A 19,200-nucleotide genomic window follows, 5' to 3' on the forward strand; every position below is an offset into this window, starting at 1 on the left:
CTCTGCCCAAGGATGTCAGCCATGACCAATCAGCTTCGTCCCGTTCACCGCGCTCTGCTGTCCGTCTCCGACAAGACCGGCCTCGTCGAATTCGCGCGCGCGCTCGCCGTGCGCGGCATCGAATTGATTTCCACCGGCGGCACCGCCAAGGCGATCGCCGACGCCGGTCTCAAGGTGAAGGACGTCTCCGACCTGACCGGCTTCCCGGAAATGATGGACGGCCGCGTCAAGACCCTGCATCCCAAGGTTCACGGCGGCCTGCTCGCGATCCGCGGCAATGACGAGCATGCGGAGGCGATGAAGACCCACGGCATCGCACCGATCGATCTCCTGGTGGTCAATCTCTATCCCTTCGAGGCCACGGTCGAGCGCGGCGCGCCATTCACCGACTGCATCGAGAACATCGACATCGGCGGCCCGGCGATGATCCGGGCGGCGTCGAAGAACCACGAGGATGTCGCCGTGGTCGTCGACGTCAACGACTATGACGCCGTGCTGGAGGACCTCGCGACCCACGACGGCGCGACCACGCTGCTGCTGCGCCGTCGGCTCGCCGCCAAGGCCTATGCCCGCACCGCCGCCTATGATGCCGCGATCTCGAACTGGTTCGCCGCCACCATCCAGAACGACGCGCCCGACTATCGCGCCTTCGGCGGCAAGCTGATCCAGTCGCTGCGCTATGGCGAGAACCCGCACCAGCATGCGGCGTTCTACGCACTGCCGGGCCGCCGTCCCGGCGTCGCCACCGCGCGACAGATGCAGGGCAAGGAACTGTCCTACAACAACATCAACGACACCGACGCGGCCTATGAGTGCATTGCCGAGTTCGATCCGGCGCGCACCGCAGCCTGCGTCATCGTCAAGCACGCCAACCCTTGCGGCGTGGCGGAAGGACCCGATCTCGTCACCGCCTATCAGAAGGCGCTGGCCTGCGATTCGACGTCGGCGTTCGGCGGCATCATCGCGATGAACCGCAAGCTCGATGCGGCCACCGCGCGCGCCATCACCGGCATCTTCACCGAGGTGATCATCGCGCCCGACGCGACGGAAGAGGCGATCGCGGTGATCGCGGCGCGCAAGAACCTGCGGCTATTGCTCGCCGGTGCGCTGCCCAATCCGCGCGAGGCCGGCCTCACCGCCAAGACGGTCGCCGGCGGGCTGCTGGTGCAGAGCCGCGACAACGCTGTCGTCGACGACATGACCTTGAAGGTCGTGACCAAGCGCGCGCCCACCGAGGCAGAACTGCGCGATCTGCGATTCGCCTTCCGCGTCGCCAAGCACGTGAAGTCGAACACCATCGTCTATGCCAAGGATTCGGCGACGGTCGGCATCGGCGCCGGACAGATGAGCCGGGTCGATTCGGCGCGCATCGCGGCGCGCAAGGCGCTCGATGCGGCCGAGGCGCTCAAGCTCGCCGAGCCGCTGACGAGGGGATCGGTGGTCGCCTCCGACGCGTTCTTCCCGTTCGCCGACGGCATGCTGGCCTGCATCGAGGCCGGCGCCACCGCCGTGATCCAGCCGGGCGGCTCGGTGCGCGACGACGAGGTCATCAAGGCCGCCGACGAGCACGGCATCGCCATGGTGCTGACGGGCGTCCGGCACTTCCGGCACTGACCAGATCGTCAATGCCCGGCTTGACCACGCAGGTGGGTCAGGCCCGGGCGTGACGAGCGGGGTTGACGCGTGCCAGCAGCACCAGCCCCGCCGCGAAGAACAGCACCAGCACCGCCATGCCGGCCTTCTGGCTCGCGGTGACCGCGGTGATGATGCCGATCAAGAGCGGACCGATGAAGGACGTCACCTTTCCGGTCAGCGCGAACAGGCCGAAATATTGCGCGACGCGCTGCTTCGGCACCATCCGGATCAGCAGCGAGCGCGAAGCCGCCTGCAGCGGCGCGCCGCAGGCGCCGATGATGCAGCCGAGCAGCAGATAGGCGCGCTCCGGCCACGAGGCGAACAACGGCCCGCCGGGCACGGCCGGCGCCACCGGAATGAACAGGATCGAATCGCGACTGACGAGGAGAATGGCGATGATCGCGAGCAGCAGCAGCGTCATGCTGCCGGCGATCACGCGCTTGGGTCCGAGCCGGTCATCGAGCTTGCCGCCGAGCCAGCCGCCGAGGACGCCGGCCGCCGCCAGGATGATGCCGAAAGTGCCGATCTGGATCGTGTTCCAACCGAACGTGCCGGCGGCATAGATGCCGCCGAACGCGAACAGCGACACCAGGCCGTCCGAATAGATCATGTTGGCGATCAGAAACAGCGCGACGTCGCGCTGCTGCGGCAGGCCGCGCAGGGTCTCCTTCAGCTGGCCGATGCCCTCGCGGACGGCCGCGCCGAGCCGGTGCCGCGCCGGAAAGTCCGGCGTGAACAGGAACATCGGCAGCACGAACACGACGAACCACAGCCCGGTGAGCGGCCCCGAGATGCGGTCGCCCTCATGCGTCACGGGGTCGAGACCGAACAGCGGCGTGAGCCCAAACAATGTGCGGCCGCTGTCGGGATTGGCCGCGAGGAAGCCGAGCACGAGGACGAGCGAGAGGATGCCGCCGACATAGCCGGTGGCCCAGCCGGTACCCGACAGCCGCCCGATGCGATCGGGCGGCACCAGGGTCGGCATCATCGCGTTGTTGAACACGGTGGCGAATTCGACGCCGATGGTGGCGATCACGTAAGCCGCGAGCAGCGGCGGGATCAGTTCCGGCGAACCGGGGCGTCCGATCCACATCAGGCAGGAACCGATGACGAGCATCGCCCCGAACGCCGCAATCCACGGCTTGCGCCGTCCGGCCGCATCGGCGATCGCGCCGAACACCGGCGACAGCAGCGCGATGACGATCCCCGCTGCGGCCGTGGCAAAGCCCCACAGTGCTTGGCCGCTGGCGGCGTCCGGCGCGACATGGGTGGCGAAATAGGGCGCGAACACGAAGGTCGTGATCAGGGTGAAATAGGGCTGCGCCGCCCAATCGAAGAAGATCCAGCTGACGACGGCCGCCCGCCCGGGATAGAGGCTGCCGTCGGCCGCGCCGGAGGTCTCGATCGTGCTGACGGCCATTGCAAATCCTCTGTGCGGTCACGGCGCCGCACCCGGCGACGATCACGGTGTCGCGTTTTACGTCGGCGACGCGGCCCTATAACATCTGACGATCGCAGGCGGATGTCAGCAGCGGCGGAACTCCGATGACCATGTTCACGATTGATCGACGACGGCTCCTCGCAGGTGTCATGCTGTTGCTGGCCGGCTGCTCGCCTGCGCGGGCGCTGGATGCCCAAGCCGTCGATATCCCCCAGCCGCTTGGCGTCACCGCGCCGGCGCAGCCGCCCGCGCATGGCATGGTGGTGGCGCAGGAGCGGATCGCAGCCCAGGTCGGCGAGCGCATTCTCGCGCTCGGCGGCAACGCGATCGATGCCGCGGTCGCAACCGGCTTTGCGATGGCGGTGACCTATCCGGTCGCCGGCAACATCGGTGGCGGCGGCTTCATGGTGATTCATCTCGCCGCGACCAACGAGGACATCGCGATCGACTATCGCGAGACCGGCCCTGCGGCCATGACCCGCAACATCTTCCTCGGCGCCGACGGCAAGCCCGACAATGCCAAGTCGCGCGACTCGGCGCTCTCGATCGGCGTGCCCGGATCCGTCGCGGGTCTGGCGCTGGCCCTGGAGAAATATGGCTCGCGCAAATTCACGCTGGCGCAGCTGGTCCATCCGGCGATCGTGCTGGCGCGTGACGGCATCCCCATCACCGACGACGTCGCCGTCACCCTGCCGATGATGGCGCCGCGGCTGGCGAAATGGCCGTCATCGGCGGCGATCTTCATCCGTCCCGACGGCACGGTGCTCAAGGAGGGAGACCGCCTGGTCCAGCGCGACCTCGCCGCAACGCTCACCGCCATCGCCGAGCAGGGGCCGCGCGGGTTCTACGAGGGGCCGGTCGCCGACAAGCTTGCCAAGGCGATTCAGGATGCCGGCGGCATCATGACGGCGGACGATCTCAAATCCTACCATCCGGTGCTGCGGATGCCGGTGCGCGGCACCTACCGCGGCCATGACATCGTCTCGATGCCGCTGCCGTCCTCCGGCGGCACCGTGCTGATCGAGATGCTGAACATCCTCGAGGGCTTTCCGCTCGCCGAGTTCAAGCAGGGCTCACCGGCGTCGCTGCATCTGCTGATCGAGGCGATGAAGCGCGCCTATGCCGATCGCGCCCGCTATCTCGGCGACCCCGCCTTCGTCGATGCACCCGTCAGGGCCATGCTGTCGAAGGACTACGCCACCCGGCAGCGTGCGAGCATCGACCCCGCGCGCGCCACCAGCGCCGGCGACGTCCTCAACATCCAGCCGCTGCGCGAAGGCAGCAACACCACGCATTTCTCGGTGGTCGACAATGACGGCAATGCCGTCAGCAACACCTACACGCTGAACTTTCCCTACGGCGTTGGCCTGGTCGCGGAGGGCACCGGCGTGCTGCTCAACAACGAGCTCGACGATTTCACCGCCGCGCCGGGCGCCTCCAACGCCTTCGGCCTGGTCGGCTTCGAAGCCAATCTGCCGGGCCCGGGCAAGCGGCCGTTGTCGTCGATGTCGCCGACCATCGTGCTGAAGGACGGCAAGCCCGTGCTGGTCACGGGCTCGCCGGGCGGCAGCCGGATCATCTCGACCGTGCTGCAGGTGGTCGTCAACGTGCTCGACTATCAGATGGACATCCGCCAGGCCGTCAGCGTCCCGCGCCTGCATCATCAATGGATGCCAGACGAGGTGCGGGTCGAGAAGGGTTTTGCCGACGACGTGCTCACCGGCCTGCGTGCGCGGGGCCACAAGATCGAGGAACCGATGGGCCGGACCTCGGCCAACTCGATCCTGGTGACGCCGGATGGGCTGGTCGGTGCCCCCGATCCGCGCAGCAGGGGGGCGACTGCGGCCGGACGCTGACCGCGCGCCGGTATGCGGCGCGGGCGGATACTTTGGACGAGGGATGTCCTTGCCCCGGATGACGATTTGCCGCCGCCCGGCGGGCGTGTTCCAGCGCTTCCCTCCGTTGGCGAGGTGCCGAAGCCGGGTTAGAAAGATCCCAGGGCGCAGCGTGGCTCGCCTGCGAGACGATTTCAGGCGTTCTGGTGAACTTGCGAAGATTTTCGGTCGGCCTCCTGGTGTTCGCGGGTCTGCTCGTGGCGGGCTGGCTCACCTATCGGCCCGACCGGGCCCTGCGCGCGGCGACATCGGCGGTGGCCCAGATGATCTGCGCCAAGACCTTCGTCTCCGGCTTCGATCCGCAAACGACATTTGCCGAGACCATGGAGCGGCCCGGGCTGCGCCGCCTGCGCGCCGTGATGCGCTATCGGGTCGAGCAGGACATGCGGACGGTCGAGGCGTCGCTGCTCGGCCTGCACGCCAGCCGCGCAGCGTTCCATGACGGCCTCGGCTGTGTCTCGATGCAGGGCCAGAAGCCGCCTTACGTGCCGCGCAGCAACGTCGGCGCTCTGCGTGCCGCCGGGCCGTCGCCTGCTTTGCCGGATTTTGTCGAGCCGGAGCAGGCCGAGCCCCGCGACCCTGCGCTGAAAGCCGCGCTCGATCATGCCTTCGAGGAACCGGCAAGCCCGCCGTTCCGGCGCACCAAGGCCGTGGTCGTGGTGAAGGACGGCCAGGTCATCGCCGAGCGCTATGCTCAGAACATCGGCCGCGACACGCCCCTGATCGGCTTCTCGATGACCAAGACGGTCACCAATGCCCTGCTCGGCATCCTGACCCGGCAGGGCAAGCTCAGTCCCTCGATTCCGGCCCCGGTCGCGGAATGGCGCGAAGCGGCCGATCCGCGTCACGACATCACGATCGAGCAGCTGATGCGCATGACATCGGGATTGGCGCTGGACGAGACCAATTCCGGCTTCGATGCGTCGAGCCAGATGGAGATCCATCGCGACATGGCGGCCTTTGCCACGCATGCTCCGCTGATCTCACCGCCCGGACAGCGCTGGGCCTATTCGAGCGCGAGCACGCAGATCCTGGCCCGCATCATCCGCGATGCCGCGGGCGGGCCGGAGCAGACCATCGCGCTCGCCTGGCGTGAGCTGTTCAACCCGCTCGGCATGCGCCACGTGACGCTGCAATATGACGGCACCGGCACGATCCAGGGCCACGCCAACATGCTGGCAAGCGCGCGCGACTGGGCGCGGCTCGGGCTGCTCTATCTCGGCGACGGCGTCGTCGGCGACCGACGCATCCTGCCCGAGGGCTGGGTGGCGATGTCGGCCACCGCCACGCTCGACACCGACTATGGCGCGGGGCTGTGGACCAACAGGAGCGAACACGTGCACGCGCTGGGCCGTGCTCGCGCCGGAATTCCCGCTGACGCCTTCTTCGCCTTCGGCCTGCTCGGCCAGCGGCTCGTCATCATGCCGAGCCAGCGCATGGTGGTGGTCCGGCTCGGCGATTCCATCGATCCGGACGGCGACATCAGAGGCGTCGCCCGGCTGGTGCGCGAGGTGATCGCGGCGACCGAGCAGCCCGCGACCGCCGCGAAATAGCGCTCAGCGACCCACTTCATACGGACCGCCCTTCTGCAGTGCGATCTTGTAGGCCGACCGCGCCTCGATGCGGGCAAGCCAGTCCATCGCCCGCGGATGCCCTTGCTCCAATCCGCCACGTGCAGCGGCTGCCTGCAGCGGGAAGCTCATCTGGATGTCGGCGGCCGTGAAGTCGTTGCCGGCGAACCACTCGCTGGTCTGCAACTCGCTCTCCCAGAATGCCATGTGCTGCTTGAGCTGCGGATTGACCAGCGTGGTCAACGCCTGGTTCGAGACCTTGCGCACCAGCGGACGAAGCAGCGACGGCGCGCGCTTGGGCATGATGTTGAACAGCAGCTTCAGCAGCAGCAGCGGCATCGCCGAGCCCTCGGCGTAGTGCAGCCAATAGGAGTAGCGCAGCCGCTCCGGCGTCTTCGGCGGCGGGATCAGCCGTCCGTCGCCGTAGGTCTCGACGAGATATTCGACGATCGCGCCGGATTCAGCGACCGTGATGCCGTTGTCGGTGATGACCGGCGATTTGCCGAGCGGATGGATGGCGCGCAGCGCCTTCGGCGCACGCATGTCGGGCTGGCGCTCGTAGCGGATGATCTCATAGGGCACGCCGAGTTCTTCGAGCAGCCAGAGCACGCGTTGCGAACGGGAATTGTTGAGGTGGTGAACGGTCAGCATGAAGTCCCCGAAAAGGCGGATCGAGTGGGCGCCGCCGCTGCGTAGCAGTGGATGATGACTTCGGCGAGTGCGGGAATGTTCGGCCGGCCCCGATCCATGTCCGAATATATTATCCGGGTAATATTGACATTGATTTTTACCCGGGCTTATTTAGGGTATCTTGCAGCGGGATCATGGATATGGATACCTATACAGCCTTCGCCGGCCATGTCCGGATCGCCACCGGGCCACTGCCCAAGGTCGCGCTCGTGCTTAAACATGCTGCTCCGACCACCGCGCCGATCACGATCTTCAGCGATCGCACCGGCCACCCCATCGACCTGGATTTGCGCGGCAGTGACCGGGAGATCGTCGCGCGCCTGCCGGCGGACGCCGGCGCGGCTGCGGACCCGCCAGCGAGCGAGCCGCGCGGCCGTGGCCGGCCGAAGCTCGGCGTCGTGGCTCGCGAGGTGACCCTGCTGCCGCAACATTGGGAATGGCTGAATGCGCAGCCGGGCGGCGCCTCGGTCGCGTTGCGCAAGCTGGTGCACGAAGCCCGCCGCGCCAACGGCGACAACGACCGCGCCCGTGAGGCACGCGACGCCGCCTATCATTTCATGTCGGCGATCGGCGGCCATTTGCCGCAGTTCGAGGAGGCGTCGAGGGCACTGTTCGCCGGCGACCTCGAGCGCTTCGCGGCGCGGGTCGCGGACTGGCCGGCCGACATTCGTGACCATGCCGTAGCGCTCGCCCATCGCCACCGCGCGGACTGAGACCTGATTCGAAAGCGCCAGCGAGAGCGGCCGTTCGCGGTTCGCTCGCGTTTCAATTCCTTCAAGAGCGGCCGCGCCTCGATCGAAGGGCGGCCGACAGGATCATGCCGTGTCGTCACCCGCCCCGTTCCGCAAACCGTTCCTGATGTTCGTCGCGCCGATGATGATGAGCAACATCCTGCAATCGCTGTTCGGCACGATCAACAACGTCTATCTCGGCCAGATGATCGGCGTCGACGCGCTGGCCGCGGTGTCGGTGTTCTTTCCCGCGATGTTCTTCTTCATCGCCTTCGTCATGGGTCTCGGCTCGGGCGCTAGCGTCCTGATCGGGCAGGCCTGGGGCGCGAAGGAGCCCGCGAAGGTCAAGGCGATCGCCGGCACGACGCTGACCATCACCCTGCTGCTCGGCGGCCTGATCGCGCTCGGCGGCCTCTATTGCCGCGAGCTGCTGATCGCGCTCGCCACGCCCGCCAACATCCTCGACGCCGCCACCGGCTACGCCCGCATCATGATGATCACGATGCCGCTGACCTTCGCCTACATCATGCTGTCGTCGCAGATGCGCGCGGTCGGCGACACCGTCACGCCGCTCGCAGCGCTCGCCGCGTCGACCGCGCTCGGGCTGGTGCTGACGCCGGTGTTCATTCGCGGCTGGCTCGGCGCACCTCAGCTCGGCGTCGCCAGCGCCGCCTGGGCTTCGGCCATCTCGACGCTGGTCACGCTGGCCCTGCTCCATGTCCATCTGCGGATGCGCAAGCACCCGCTGGCCTTCGATGCAGCATTTCTGCGGGGAATGCAGCCCGATCCCCGGCTGTTGCGCATGGTGCTGCGGCTCGGCATTCCCGCCGCGATCGGCATGATCGTGATGTCCGTCGCCGAGATGGTGCTGATCGGGCTGGTCAACGGCTTCGGCTCGGATGCGACGGCCGCCTATGGCGCCGTCAACCAGGTGCTGAGCTATGCGCAGTTTCCCGCGCTGTCGATCGCCATCTCGGTCTCGATCTTCGGCGCCCAGGCGATCGGCCGCGGCAACCCGGAGCAGATCGGCCGCATCGTCCGCACCGGCGTCGAGATGAACCTGGTGCTGACCGGCGGCCTGGTCGCGATCGGCTATCTGTTCTCGCGCACGCTGATGGGCTTCTTCATCACCGACCCCGCCGTGATCGAGGTGGCGCAGCGCTCGCTGCACATCGTGCTGTGGAGCTCGGTGCTGTTCGGCCTATCGACCACTTTCTCCGCGGCGATGCGCGCTTCCGGTACGGTGTGGATGCCGCTTGCGATCTCGGCCTTCTGCATCGCCGTCATCGAGGTGCCGGCCGCCACCTGGCTCAGCCGCGACATCGGGCTCGACGGCGTCTGGCTCGCTTATCCGATCACGTTCACGGCAATGCTGCTGCTGCAGATGAGCTACTATCTGCTGGTCTGGCGCAAACGCACGGTGCTGAAGATGGTCTGATCTCTCCGATCTGCGGCAGGGCCATCGCATATGACGATATGAAGCAAATTCCGGCACGAACGCCTGCTAATCAGTTTCTCCGTCATGCCGGGGGCTTGTCCCGGGCATCCACGTCGTTCCAAGGGCGCCGGGCGACGTGGATGGCCGGGACAAGCCCGGCCATGACGAGGTGCGGGCGAATGCAGAAACCAGGATCGTCATATCGCCCTTGCGATCTTCGGGTACCACGCCGCGCAATATGATGATCATCATAAAGCTCTGGACGCGGCACGTTCGCTGGACCACAATGCACGAAACGTCCGAGGAGACTGCCCATGAGCCGACCCGCGCCAGAGTTCATGTTCGATTTCGGCAGCCCCAATGCGTTTCTCAGCCATGAGGCGATCCCGGCCATCGTCAAGCGCATCGGCGTGCAGTTCTACTATGTGCCGGTGCTGCTCGGCGGCATCTTCAAGGCGACCAACAACCGATCTCCGGCCGAAGCCTTCGCCGGCATCAAGAACAAGCGCGAGTTCCATGAGATCGAGACCCAGCGCTTCCTGAAGCGCTATCACGTCCAGCCCTGGGTCTGGAACCCGCACTTCCCCGTCAACACCCTGAACCTGATGCGCGCGGCAATCGCAGCCCAGCTCGAAGGCGTGTTCGAAACATATGTCGACGCGGCGTTCCACCACATGTGGCGCGAGCCGAAGAAGATGGACGATCCGGAAATCGCGGTCGCCGCGATCACCTCATCGGGGCTCGACGGCGCCAGACTGTTCGCCCGGGCTCAGGAGCCCGAGGTGAAGGCGAAGCTCGTGGCGAACACGCAGGCCGCGGTCGAGCGCGGCGCGTTCGGCTCGCCGACCTTCTTCGTCGGCAACGAGATGTTCTTCGGCAAGGAACAGCTGCGCGACGTCGAGGATCTGATCCTAGGCAGATAATCTTCGTCATCGCGAGCGCAGCGACGCGATCCAGAGCCGCGATGGAAGGCTGGATTGCTTCATCGCTTCGCTCCTCGCAATGACGTCGGACTCAGAACGGAGACCACCCATGCAACAGCGCAACGCCACCGTCGCCGTGATCGGCGCGGGCGATTATATCGGCGCCGAGATCGTCAAGAGATTCGCGTCCGAGGGCTTCACGGTGTTCGCCGGCCGCCGCAACGGCGACAAGCTGGCGCCGCTCGTGGCGGAGGTCGAGGCCGCCGGCGGCCGGATCGTGGCGCGCTCGCTCGATGCCCGCAAGGAGGAGGAGACCACCGCCTTCCTCAACGACGCCGACAAGCATGCGCCGCTCGAGGTCGTCATCTTCAACGTTGGCGCCAACGTCAATTTCCCGATCCTGGAGACCACCGACCGCGTGTTCCGCAAGGTGTGGGAGATGGCGTGCTGGGCGGGCTTCGTCACCGGGCGCGAGGCCGCCCGGCTGATGCTGCCGCGCGGCGGCGGCAAGATCTTCTTCACCGGCGCCACCGCCTCGCTGCGCGGCGGCTCCGGCTTCGCGGCCTTTGCCTCGGCCAAGTTCGGCCTGCGCGCGGTGGCGCAGTCGATGGCGCGCGAGCTGATGCCGCAGAACATCCACGTCGCCCACCTCATCATCGATTCCGGTGTCGACACCGCCTGGGTGCGCGAGCGCCGCACCCAAATCTGGGGCCAGGAGGCGCTGGACAATCCCGACCTGCTGATGCCGCCCGCTTCCGTCGCCGGCGCCTATTGGCAGCTCTACCAGCAGCCGAAGAGCGCCTGGACGTTCGAGATGGAGATCAGGCCGTTCGGGGAGAAGTGGTGAGGACGCGAACGGCGAATAGGGAGTAGCAAATAGGAATGGAGGCCATCCCCATTCGCTACTCGCCATTCGCCACTCGCTTCTGCATGATGCGCCTCGCTCACAGAGGGATTTACCATGCGCATTCTCGTCGTCGGCGCCGGCGCGATCGGCGGTTATTTCGGCGGCCGGCTGCTGCAGTCCGGCGCTGACGTCACCTTCCTGGTCCGCCCCAAACGCGCCGCCGAACTGGCCGGCGCCGGCCTCGTCATCCGCAGCCCCAGCGGGGATGTCACGCTGAGCAACCCGCCGACGGTGCAGGCCGATGGACTGACGCAGCCCTTCGATGTCGTGCTGCTGAGCTGCAAGGCCTATGACCTCGACGACGCGATCAAGTCGTTCGCGCCGGCGGTGGGTCCGAACACCGCGATCATTCCACTGCTCAACGGCATGAAGCATCTCGACGTGCTCGATGCCAAATTCGGCCGCGCCCGCGTGCTCGGCGGGCTCTGCGCGATCGCGGCGACCCTGAACGAGAGCCGCGAGGTGGTGCAGCTGCAGCCGATGCAGTCGCTGAGCTTCGGCGAGCGCGACGGCGGATCGTCGGAGCGCGTCCGCGCCATCTTCGAGATCTTTCAGCGCGGCAATTTCAATGCCTCCGCCAGCGACAACATCATGCAGGACATGTGGGAGAAGTGGGTGTTCCTGGCCTCGCTCGCCGCGTCCACGACATTGATGCGCGCCCCCGTCGGCGTGATCCTGGCCGCGCCCGGCGGCAAGGACTTCCTGCTCGGTATGCTCGACGAATGCAGCGGCACGGCCGCGGCGGCCGGCTACGCGCCGGCCGGCGCGTTCTTCCAGCGCGTCTCCGGCATGATCACGGCCGCGGGCTCGCCGATGACCGCCTCGATGTTCCGCGATCTCCGCGCCGGCCTGCCGGTCGAGGCCGATCACGTGATCGGCGATCTCGTCGCCCGCGCCGACGCCGCCAAGGTCCCGGTGCCGCGGCTGCGCATCGCCTATACGCAGCTGAAGGTGTATGAGGCGCAGCGGGGCAAGTAGCGATCCCCATCACCCCGGTAGTTCGGCTTGGTGAGGCGGTGCCGCCACAGACTCCCATGTCGTCCCTGCGAACGCAGGACCCATACGCCGCGGCCGTGGTGAGGCAGGCAACTGGTAGCGACATCCCTCGATAGCTTCCGCGGTATGGTCCCGGATCGACGCCCGCCGACGCTTTGCGTCGGCAGGCCTGTCCGGGACGACACTTGCGGGTGTGGCGCGAGGCGCAATCCCATCAACAGCAACTACAAATGCGCCAGATAATGCGCGAGCGCGGTGATCTCCTCCGCACTCAACGGATACGCCACATCCGTCATCGCGGCCTGGCTGCCGCCGACGCGCTGGCCGCTCTTGTAGTCGTGCAGCGCCTTGACGAGATATTCCTCGCGCTGGCCGGTGAGCCGCGCCACGCCCTTGGTGCCGGCGTAGCTGTCGAGATGACAGGACGCGCAGCGGCGGCCGGCGGCGGCTTGCGCGCCCTTGGCCGACAGATCGGGATCATCGTCCGGCGGCGACTTGGCCGGCTCGAGCGACGCGAAATAGGCGCCGAGATTGCGGATGTCCTCGTTGGTGAGCTGATCGACGATCGGCTTCATCGCCTCGTTCTTGCGGGTGCCGGCGCGGAAGAACACCAGCTGCCACTGGATGAATTGATCCTGCTGGCCGGCGAGCGAGGGGATGTTCTCGGTCTGCGAGATGCCGTTCTCGCCGTGGCAGCCGATGCAGAGCTCGGCCTTCGCCTTGCCGGCTGTGACATCGGCGGCCTCCGCCGGCAGCATGGGAAGGATGAGCATCAGCGCGGCCACCATTCCCTGGCGCAGTCTATGATTCCCTGGATTCATCGCGGGGGTTCGAGCTCCCATCATGTCATTGTCGCGCCGGCTGCACCCGACACCCGTGAACGGGTGCGGCACGACGCCCTTTCTTCAACGCTCAGTCCTGAAAATAGTTGGGGCCGCGGCCGCCATGATGGCAGCGCGCAGCCCCTGCTTTCACGACAGGCTCACTTCTTCTCGTAGCTGATGCGATAGATCGCGCCGGCCCAGTCGTCGGCCACCAGGATCGAACCATCCTTGGCGATGATGATATCGTCGGGACGGCCGAGATAGCCCTGGTCTCCCTCGAGGAAGCCGGAGGCGAACACCTCCTGTTTGGCGTCCTTGCCGTCGGGACCGACGATGACGCGCATGATCCGGGCACCCTGGTACTTGTGGCGGTTCCAGGAGCCGTGCTCGGCGATCAGGATGTTGTTCTTGTACTCGGCGGGGAACTGGTCGCCGGTGTAGAACTTCATGCCGAGCGGCGCGACATGCGCTCCGAGGTTCAGCACCGGGGGCGTGAACTCCGAGCATTTGTGGCCCATCGCGAATTTCGGATCCGGCATGTCACCCTGGTGACAATAGGGATAGCCGAAATGCTCGCCGATCTTCGAGATCATGTTGAGCTTGTCGCTCGGCAGATCGTCGCTGACCCAGTCGCGGGCATTCTCGGTGAACCAGTAGCGGCCGGTGCGCGGATCCACGTCGCCGCCGACGCTGTTACGGACGCCGAGCGCATAGATCTCGGCATTGCCGGTGCGGGGATCGACGCGGCGGATCTGCGACACCGAGGTCGGCGGGATGCCGATGTTGAAGGGCGGGCCGAACGGCAGGTAGAACCAGCCCTCCTTGTCGACCGCGATGTATTTCCAGCCATGCGCGGCGTAGGACGGCATGTCGTCATAGACGACCTTGCCCTGGCCGAGATTGTCGACATTGGCCTCGGCGTTCTCGTATTTGATCAGCTTGTCGACTGCGATCACGTAGAGATTGCCGTCCTGGAAGGCGAGGCCGGTCGGCATGTTCAGGCCCTTGAGGACCGTCTTGACCTCGCGCTTGCCGCCCTTGTCGCTGATCGCATAGACGTTGCCGAGGCCGAACGAGCCGACGAAAAGCGTGCCCTTGTCGCCCCAGGCCATCTGCCGCGCGGCGAGCACGCCCGACGCCCAGACCTCCATCTTGAAGCCGTCCGGCAACTTCACTTTCTTGACGATGTCGGCGAGTTCGGCATCCGACGCGCCGGTCGGCGGACCGGACGGCGGCGCGAGTCCCTTCTGCGCCTCGGTCTCGTCGCCGAGGAACCAGTCGTCCGGCGGATGCGTCCAGAACTCCTTGGTACCCGATTCGTATTTCTTCAGAGCCTTACCCGCGTCGGGCTTCTGCTGCGCGCCGGCGATACTGGTGCCGGCGAGCAGGCCAATCGTTGCAAGCGCAAGAATGCTTCGGTGAAAAGCCGATGTCATCGCTTCACTCCCATGAGGCAGCTCGTTTGGCTGCGTCTGATTCTTCAGAACGTATTTGCAGACGTCCTTTGGCCGGCCACATCGGTGGTCCCGCAGGAAAATGGTAGCACATCCTGAGCAGGTGAGAAGCGGATTACAGTCAGGTTCGCAGCCAAGCGCGAGACGTGCCGCGTTGCTCATCTCGCGCCACGCGTTCATGCGTTCTGGCGGCGTTGCCGTGCGACACTGCCGTGCGGCCATGCGCTGTATTCATATGCACAGATCGATCGGGCGATTGGCGCGCGCGTGAACAGCCGATAAAGTCGGACCGGATGAGCGGCAGGCTGTGACCGTTCACCACGCGGCAATGAGGCCGCCCCGATACAGGATCGTTGATGCCCGACCATCTCGTTCTGCCGACACCGAAGGCCGGTGCCGGCGTTCTCGACCTGTTGCGGCGATTCACCGCTGATTCCTCAGCGGCGGCCAGTTACGGCGCGGATTGCCTGACCAAGACCCGGGCGATCGAACCCCGGCTGAAGGCGTTCGAATATCTGCCGCGCGACGTCACCGCGAAGACCGGTCCGCTGGGCGGAATTCCCGTGGCCATCAAGGACATCATCGCGACCTCGGACATGCCGACCACCAACGGCTCGGCAATCTATCGCGATCACGTGCCGGCTGCCGACGCCTGGGTGGTCGAGCGGCTGCGCAGTCTCGGCGCAACGATCTTCGGCAAGACCGTCTCGACCGAATTTGCCTGGCGACATCCAGGTCCCACCGTCAATCCATGGAATCCCGAGCACACGCCGGGCGGCTCGTCGTCCGGCTCGGCCGCCGCCGTCGCTGCGGGGCTGGTGCCGCTGGCGCTGGGCACGCAGACGCTCGGCTCGGTGATCCGGCCTGCGGCGTTCAACGGCGTCGTCGGCTTCAAGCCGAGCTTCGGCGCGATCCCGCGCGTCGGCGTGCATCCGCTCAGCCCGTCGCTCGATCATATCGGCTTCTTCGCCCGCCGCGTCGACGACGTGGCCCTTGCGCTGTCGCTGCTGGCCGGCACCAGCGCCGATGATCTGCACGGCCGGCCGCTGCCGGGCTTTGCCGTCGACGTCGCGCGCGGCCTCGCGCCGCTTGCCAAACCAAAGCTCGCGGTGGTGCGCTTCGCGAAATGGGACCGCGCCGAGGCCGAGCAGAAGGCCGTGTTCGACTCCGTTGCCGCGGCGCTGCGCAGCGCCGGCGCCGTCGTCGAGGAGATCGAGTTGAAAGCGCTGGACGCGGTGAATTCGGACGCGGTCACCACGATCATGCTCAGCGAGGCGACGGCGATCTTCTCCGACCTGATCGCGCGCTATCCCGACCGCGTCAGCGTCGTCATGAAGGGCCATGTCGACAGCGGGCGGACCAAGACTGCAATGGAATACCTGACCGCGAAGGCGGCGCAGGCCGACCGGCAGAGGGCGCTCACGGCCGAGCTCGACGGCTTCGATGCCGTGCTCACGCTGCCTGCGTTCGGCGAAGCGCCGCGCGGCCTCGACTGGACCGGCGATGCCGAATATTGCGCGCCCTGGACCTTCGTCGGCGCACCGGCCGTCTCGCTGCCTGCAGGGTTCGGCAAGAATGGCCTGCCGCTCGGCGTCCAGATCACCGGGCCTTATCGCGCCGACCTCCACGTTCTTCGGGTCGCGAAATGGGCCGAGGCGGTGCTGGCGTTCGATCCCGGCATACCGCTGCTGGCGAGGACGTAGCGCTTGCGGTCGTCGCGAACGGACACCGCTGCGGGCCGCAACCCCATCTGCGCCAAAGCCCAGTGGCGGGTTTCCAGCCAGCGCTGTAAAACCGTCGCATGACCGTTACAGACATCGCGAGCAGAACCTATAATCACGGCTGGCGCCTCGATCCGATCGTGCGCAGCCTGCTCGATACCGACTTCTATAAACTCTTGATGCTGCAGATGATTCGGGAGTTTTACCCGGATCGGAACGTGACCTTTTCGGTCATCAACCGCACCCGGCGGGTGCGGCTCGGCGATGTCATCGACGAAGGCGAATTGCGCGCCCAGCTCGATCATGCCCGTACCATCCGCTTTGCCAAGAAGGAGCTGATCTGGCTGGCCGGCAACACCTTCTACGGCAAGACCCACATGTTCTCGCCGGAGTTCATCGCCTGGCTCGCCAACTTCCGCCTGCCGGACTACGAGCTGCACAAGGCCGACGGCCAGTACGAGCTGCATTTTCACGGGCCCTGGACCCACACCACGATGTGGGAGATCCCGGCGCTCGCCATCGTCAACGAGCTGCGCTCGCGTCAGGCCATGAAGGGCCAGGGCCGGTTCGCGCTCGACGTGCTGTTCGCCCGCGCCAAGGCCAAGCTGTGGGCCAAGGTCGAGCGGCTGCGCAAGCTCGAGGGGCTGCGGCTGTCGGATTTCGGCACCCGCCGCCGCCACGGCTTCCTGTGGCAGCGCTGGTGCGTCGAGGCCGTCAAGGAAGGCCTGGGCTCCTCGTTCACCGGCACCTCGAACGTGCTGCTGGCGATGGACAATGATCTCGAAGCCATCGGCACCAATGCCCATGAACTGCCGATGGTCGCGGCCGCCCTCGCCAAGGATGACGAGGAGCTGCGCGTCGCGCCCTATCGCATCCTCGACCAGTGGCGGCAGACCTATGCCGGCAATCTGCTGATCGCCCTACCCGATGCGTTCGGCACCAAGGCGTTCCTGCGCGATGCGCCGGACTGGGTCGCCGACTGGACCGGCTTCCGCCCCGACAGCGCGCCGCCGATCCAGGCCGGCGAGGAAATCATCGCCTGGTGGAAATCGAAGGGGCGAGATCCCAGGCAGAAGCTGCTGGTGTTCTCCGACGCCATGGATGTCGACTCGATCGAGCAGATCCACCACCGCTTCGCCGACCAGGTGCGGCTGTCGTTCGGCTGGGGCACCAACCTCACCAACGATTTCGTCGGCTGCTCGCCGGACGGCTCGGTCGATCTCGACCCCATCTCGCTGGTCTGCAAGGTGACGTCGGTGGACGGCCATCCCGCGGTGAAGCTGTCCGACAATCCGGAGAAGGCGACCGGCGACCCGGCCGAGATCGCCCGCTATCTGCGGGTGTTCGGCGATGCCGGCCGGGTGCGGACGCCGGTGGTGGTCTGAACGGCGACCGAAAAATTCCTGGCGTCCCGGCCATGATTCTTGTTCCGGTTTTGTTCGTATTGCGGTAAAATCATCGCGCGAACGTGCAAACCGTGTGGCAGGAGATCGTCGGCATGCGTCGGGTGAGTGCCCTCGTCGGGACCCAGGTCGGATTCAAAGTCGGGCAGCTGTTGTCCGCAACCATTCTCGCCGTCATCACCATCCTGGCCGTCACGGGACCCGCGGCGGCCGACAAGCGCGTGGCGCTGGTGATCGGCAATTCGATCCACGAGCGCGCGCCGCTGCTCGACGAGCCCGCGGCCGATGCCCGCCTGCTGGCCGAGACGCTGACCCGCCTCGGCTTCACCTTGAGCGGCGGCGCCGCGCAGATCGACCTCGGCAAACAGGGCTTCGACCGCGCACTTGCAGAATTCAAGGGCCGGATCGCCGATGCCGACGTTGCCCTGATCTACTACGCCGGCTACGGGCTCAATCTAAACGGCACCAACTACCTGGTGCCGGTCGACGCTGCGCCGACGACGGCAGCCGACCTTGCGGCCGAGCTGCGCGACCTGAATGCGGTCCTGCGCGAGCTGGAGAGATCGGGCAGCCGGCAGAACGTGGTGATTCTCGACGCCTTCCGGTCCAATCCGTTTCAGGCGCGCGGCATTGCGGGTCTCGCTGCCGGCCTCGCGCCGTCGGGCGTGCCCGCGCGCACCGTGATGGCCTTTTCCGCGCAGCCCGGGACGGTCGGGCAGCGCGGAGCGGACGGTCACGGCGTGTTCGCCACCGCGCTCGCACGGGCTCTCCAGCAGCAGGACCGCCGCCTCATCGAGGTCTTCAATCAAACCGATCTGGCGGTCGATCGCCTCACCAAGGCGGCTCAGCAGCCCTTCGTCATGCTGACGATGATCGATGGTGGCACCGAGCCGAGCGCTGCGCCGTCGAAGCCCGCGCCTCCGGTCGCGAGCCGGAGCAGCGCTGCGACGGCCACGACGCCGGCGCAGCCGACCGAGAGCACGGCACAGGACGGGCGGACGCCCGGGCTTGCGGTGCTCTATGACGAGGATCCAGCCGATCCGAACGGCCGGCGCTATTCGGGCTCGGTGACCTGGCGGGCCGAGACGATCAAGGACGCGAAGTCCGGTCTGCCGGCGCGCGTGATTCGCGCCGACATCGACATTCCCGATCGCAAGCTGAAGGTGAGCCTGCAGTTGCGCCGCAACGACGATCCCGCCTTGCCGGCCAGCCATGTTGCCGAGCTGACGTTCAAGCCTGCGGCGGATTTCGCCGGTGGCGGCGTCAACAGCGTCCCCGGCATCCTGATGAAGGGCGAAGAGAAGGCGCGCGGCGCGCCGCTCGCGGGGCTTTCGGTCAAGGTGACGGAGGGTTCGTTCCTGGTCGGACTCTCGAATGTCGAGACGGACCGCGAGCGAAACGAGCAACTGCTCGCGTCTCGCGAATGGTTCGATATTCCGGTGGTCTACACCAACCAGCGCAGAGGAATCCTGGCGATTGCCAAGGGACCGAGCGGAGACAGGGCATTTGCCGACGCGTTCGCGGCCTGGGACAAGCCCAAGGCTGGAAAATGATCTGGCGACCGAGCGAAG

General features: G+C 66.6%; 15 protein-coding genes. 11 read left to right on the forward strand and 4 right to left on the reverse strand.

All coding sequences use genetic code 11. The features are described from left to right. Positions 1 to 21 precede the first annotated feature (21 nt). Positions 22 to 1,614 carry a bifunctional phosphoribosylaminoimidazolecarboxamide formyltransferase/IMP cyclohydrolase gene (gene purH / locus ACQR1B_RS14280; RefSeq protein ID WP_434833036.1) on the forward strand — a complete coding sequence of 531 codons (1,593 nt, stop codon included), beginning with the start codon at positions 22 to 24 and terminating at the stop codon, positions 1,612 to 1,614. Positions 1,615 to 1,651: 37 nt separating this feature from the next. Here the strand turns inward: purH and ACQR1B_RS14285 are convergent, their stop codons facing one another. Beyond that, positions 1,652 to 3,055 (reverse strand): MFS transporter, encoded by a 1,404-nt coding sequence (locus ACQR1B_RS14285; protein ID WP_434833037.1) that lies wholly within the window; start codon positions 3,053 to 3,055, stop codon positions 1,652 to 1,654. Between the two features lie 170 nt (positions 3,056 to 3,225). Between ACQR1B_RS14285 and ggt the strand changes: the two genes are divergently transcribed. Together ggt and ACQR1B_RS14295 are read left to right on the forward strand one after the other, a co-directional pair. Then, positions 3,226 to 4,932, forward strand: a complete 1,707-nt coding sequence (ggt, locus tag ACQR1B_RS14290; RefSeq protein ID WP_434833038.1) for a gamma-glutamyltransferase — start codon at positions 3,226 to 3,228, stop codon at positions 4,930 to 4,932. Between the two features lie 185 nt (positions 4,933 to 5,117). After that, on the forward strand, positions 5,118 to 6,524 hold the full coding sequence (locus ACQR1B_RS14295; RefSeq protein WP_434833039.1) for a serine hydrolase domain-containing protein: 1,407 nt from the start codon (positions 5,118 to 5,120) through the stop codon (positions 6,522 to 6,524). A 3-nt stretch (positions 6,525 to 6,527) separates the two neighbouring features. Here the strand turns inward: ACQR1B_RS14295 and ACQR1B_RS14300 are convergent, their stop codons facing one another. Continuing rightward, on the reverse strand, positions 6,528 to 7,193 hold the full coding sequence (locus ACQR1B_RS14300) for a glutathione S-transferase family protein (RefSeq protein WP_434833040.1): 666 nt from the start codon (positions 7,191 to 7,193) through the stop codon (positions 6,528 to 6,530). Between the two features lie 179 nt (positions 7,194 to 7,372). Between ACQR1B_RS14300 and ACQR1B_RS14305 the strand changes: the two genes are divergently transcribed. From ACQR1B_RS14305 to panE, 5 genes are all read left to right on the forward strand, one after another. Then, a complete protein-coding gene (locus ACQR1B_RS14305; RefSeq protein ID WP_434833136.1) occupies positions 7,373 to 7,945 on the forward strand; it encodes a DUF2239 family protein in 573 nt (190 codons plus the stop codon). Between the two features lie 145 nt (positions 7,946 to 8,090). Beyond that, entirely contained in the window at positions 8,091 to 9,401 is a 1,311-nt protein-coding gene (locus ACQR1B_RS14310; protein ID WP_434833137.1) for an MATE family efflux transporter, read from the forward strand. 314 nt (positions 9,402 to 9,715) lie between these two features. Further along, positions 9,716 to 10,324, forward strand: coding sequence for a 2-hydroxychromene-2-carboxylate isomerase (locus ACQR1B_RS14315; protein ID WP_434833041.1), 609 nt, complete (start codon positions 9,716 to 9,718; stop codon positions 10,322 to 10,324). 109 nt (positions 10,325 to 10,433) lie between these two features. After that, positions 10,434 to 11,171: an SDR family oxidoreductase gene (locus tag ACQR1B_RS14320; RefSeq protein WP_434833042.1), complete on the forward strand. Its 738-nt coding sequence runs from the start codon at positions 10,434 to 10,436 to the stop codon at positions 11,169 to 11,171. 114 nt (positions 11,172 to 11,285) lie between these two features. Further along, positions 11,286 to 12,209 carry a 2-dehydropantoate 2-reductase gene (panE, locus tag ACQR1B_RS14325; RefSeq protein WP_434833043.1) on the forward strand — a complete coding sequence of 308 codons (924 nt, stop codon included), beginning with the start codon at positions 11,286 to 11,288 and terminating at the stop codon, positions 12,207 to 12,209. Between the two features lie 242 nt (positions 12,210 to 12,451). Here panE and ACQR1B_RS14330 read toward each other — a convergent pair whose 3' ends face one another. Next, on the reverse strand, positions 12,452 to 13,000 hold the full coding sequence (locus ACQR1B_RS14330) for a c-type cytochrome (RefSeq protein ID WP_434833044.1): 549 nt from the start codon (positions 12,998 to 13,000) through the stop codon (positions 12,452 to 12,454). A 209-nt stretch (positions 13,001 to 13,209) separates the two neighbouring features. Continuing rightward, positions 13,210 to 14,487 (reverse strand): PQQ-dependent sugar dehydrogenase, encoded by a 1,278-nt coding sequence (locus ACQR1B_RS14335; RefSeq protein ID WP_434833045.1) that lies wholly within the window; start codon positions 14,485 to 14,487, stop codon positions 13,210 to 13,212. 374 nt (positions 14,488 to 14,861) lie between these two features. Here ACQR1B_RS14335 and ACQR1B_RS14340 point away from each other — a divergent pair, with 374 nt between their 5' ends. The 3 genes from ACQR1B_RS14340 (at position 14,862) to ACQR1B_RS14350 (ending at position 19,182) form a co-directional block, all read left to right on the forward strand. Further along, on the forward strand, positions 14,862 to 16,208 hold the full coding sequence (locus tag ACQR1B_RS14340) for an amidase (protein WP_434833046.1): 1,347 nt from the start codon (positions 14,862 to 14,864) through the stop codon (positions 16,206 to 16,208). Positions 16,209 to 16,306: 98 nt separating this feature from the next. After that, a complete protein-coding gene (gene pncB, locus ACQR1B_RS14345) occupies positions 16,307 to 17,611 on the forward strand; it encodes a nicotinate phosphoribosyltransferase (protein ID WP_434833047.1) in 1,305 nt (434 codons plus the stop codon). 113 nt (positions 17,612 to 17,724) lie between these two features. Beyond that, positions 17,725 to 19,182 (forward strand): caspase family protein, encoded by a 1,458-nt coding sequence (locus ACQR1B_RS14350; RefSeq protein WP_434833048.1) that lies wholly within the window; start codon positions 17,725 to 17,727, stop codon positions 19,180 to 19,182. The last annotated feature ends 18 nt before the right edge of the window (positions 19,183 to 19,200 follow it).

The sequence above is a fragment of the Bradyrhizobium oligotrophicum genome (assembly GCF_051168495.1).
GTDB lineage: Bacteria > Pseudomonadota > Alphaproteobacteria > Rhizobiales > Xanthobacteraceae > Bradyrhizobium > Bradyrhizobium oligotrophicum_A.

Coding starts and splice junctions, on each gene's coding strand:
- ACQR1B_RS14310 (WP_434833137.1), top strand. CDS start 8,091: ATGTTCGTCGCGCCGATGATGATGAGCAACATCCTGCAATCGCTGTTC.
- ACQR1B_RS14330 (WP_434833044.1), bottom strand. CDS start 13,000: ATGCTCATCCTTCCCATGCTGCCGGCGGAGGCCGCCGATGTCACAGCC.
- ACQR1B_RS14285 (WP_434833037.1), bottom strand. CDS start 3,055: ATGGCCGTCAGCACGATCGAGACCTCCGGCGCGGCCGACGGCAGCCTC.
- ACQR1B_RS14300 (WP_434833040.1), bottom strand. CDS start 7,193: ATGCTGACCGTTCACCACCTCAACAATTCCCGTTCGCAACGCGTGCTC.
- ggt (WP_434833038.1), top strand. CDS start 3,226: ATGCTGTTGCTGGCCGGCTGCTCGCCTGCGCGGGCGCTGGATGCCCAA.
- pncB (WP_434833047.1), top strand. CDS start 16,307: ATGACCGTTACAGACATCGCGAGCAGAACCTATAATCACGGCTGGCGC.
- ACQR1B_RS14315 (WP_434833041.1), top strand. CDS start 9,716: ATGAGCCGACCCGCGCCAGAGTTCATGTTCGATTTCGGCAGCCCCAAT.
- ACQR1B_RS14335 (WP_434833045.1), bottom strand. CDS start 14,487: ATGACATCGGCTTTTCACCGAAGCATTCTTGCGCTTGCAACGATTGGC.
- panE (WP_434833043.1), top strand. CDS start 11,286: ATGCGCATTCTCGTCGTCGGCGCCGGCGCGATCGGCGGTTATTTCGGC.
- purH (WP_434833036.1), top strand. CDS start 22: ATGACCAATCAGCTTCGTCCCGTTCACCGCGCTCTGCTGTCCGTCTCC.
- ACQR1B_RS14340 (WP_434833046.1), top strand. CDS start 14,862: ATGCCCGACCATCTCGTTCTGCCGACACCGAAGGCCGGTGCCGGCGTT.
- ACQR1B_RS14320 (WP_434833042.1), top strand. CDS start 10,434: ATGCAACAGCGCAACGCCACCGTCGCCGTGATCGGCGCGGGCGATTAT.
- ACQR1B_RS14350 (WP_434833048.1), top strand. CDS start 17,725: ATGCGTCGGGTGAGTGCCCTCGTCGGGACCCAGGTCGGATTCAAAGTC.
- ACQR1B_RS14305 (WP_434833136.1), top strand. CDS start 7,373: ATGGATACCTATACAGCCTTCGCCGGCCATGTCCGGATCGCCACCGGG.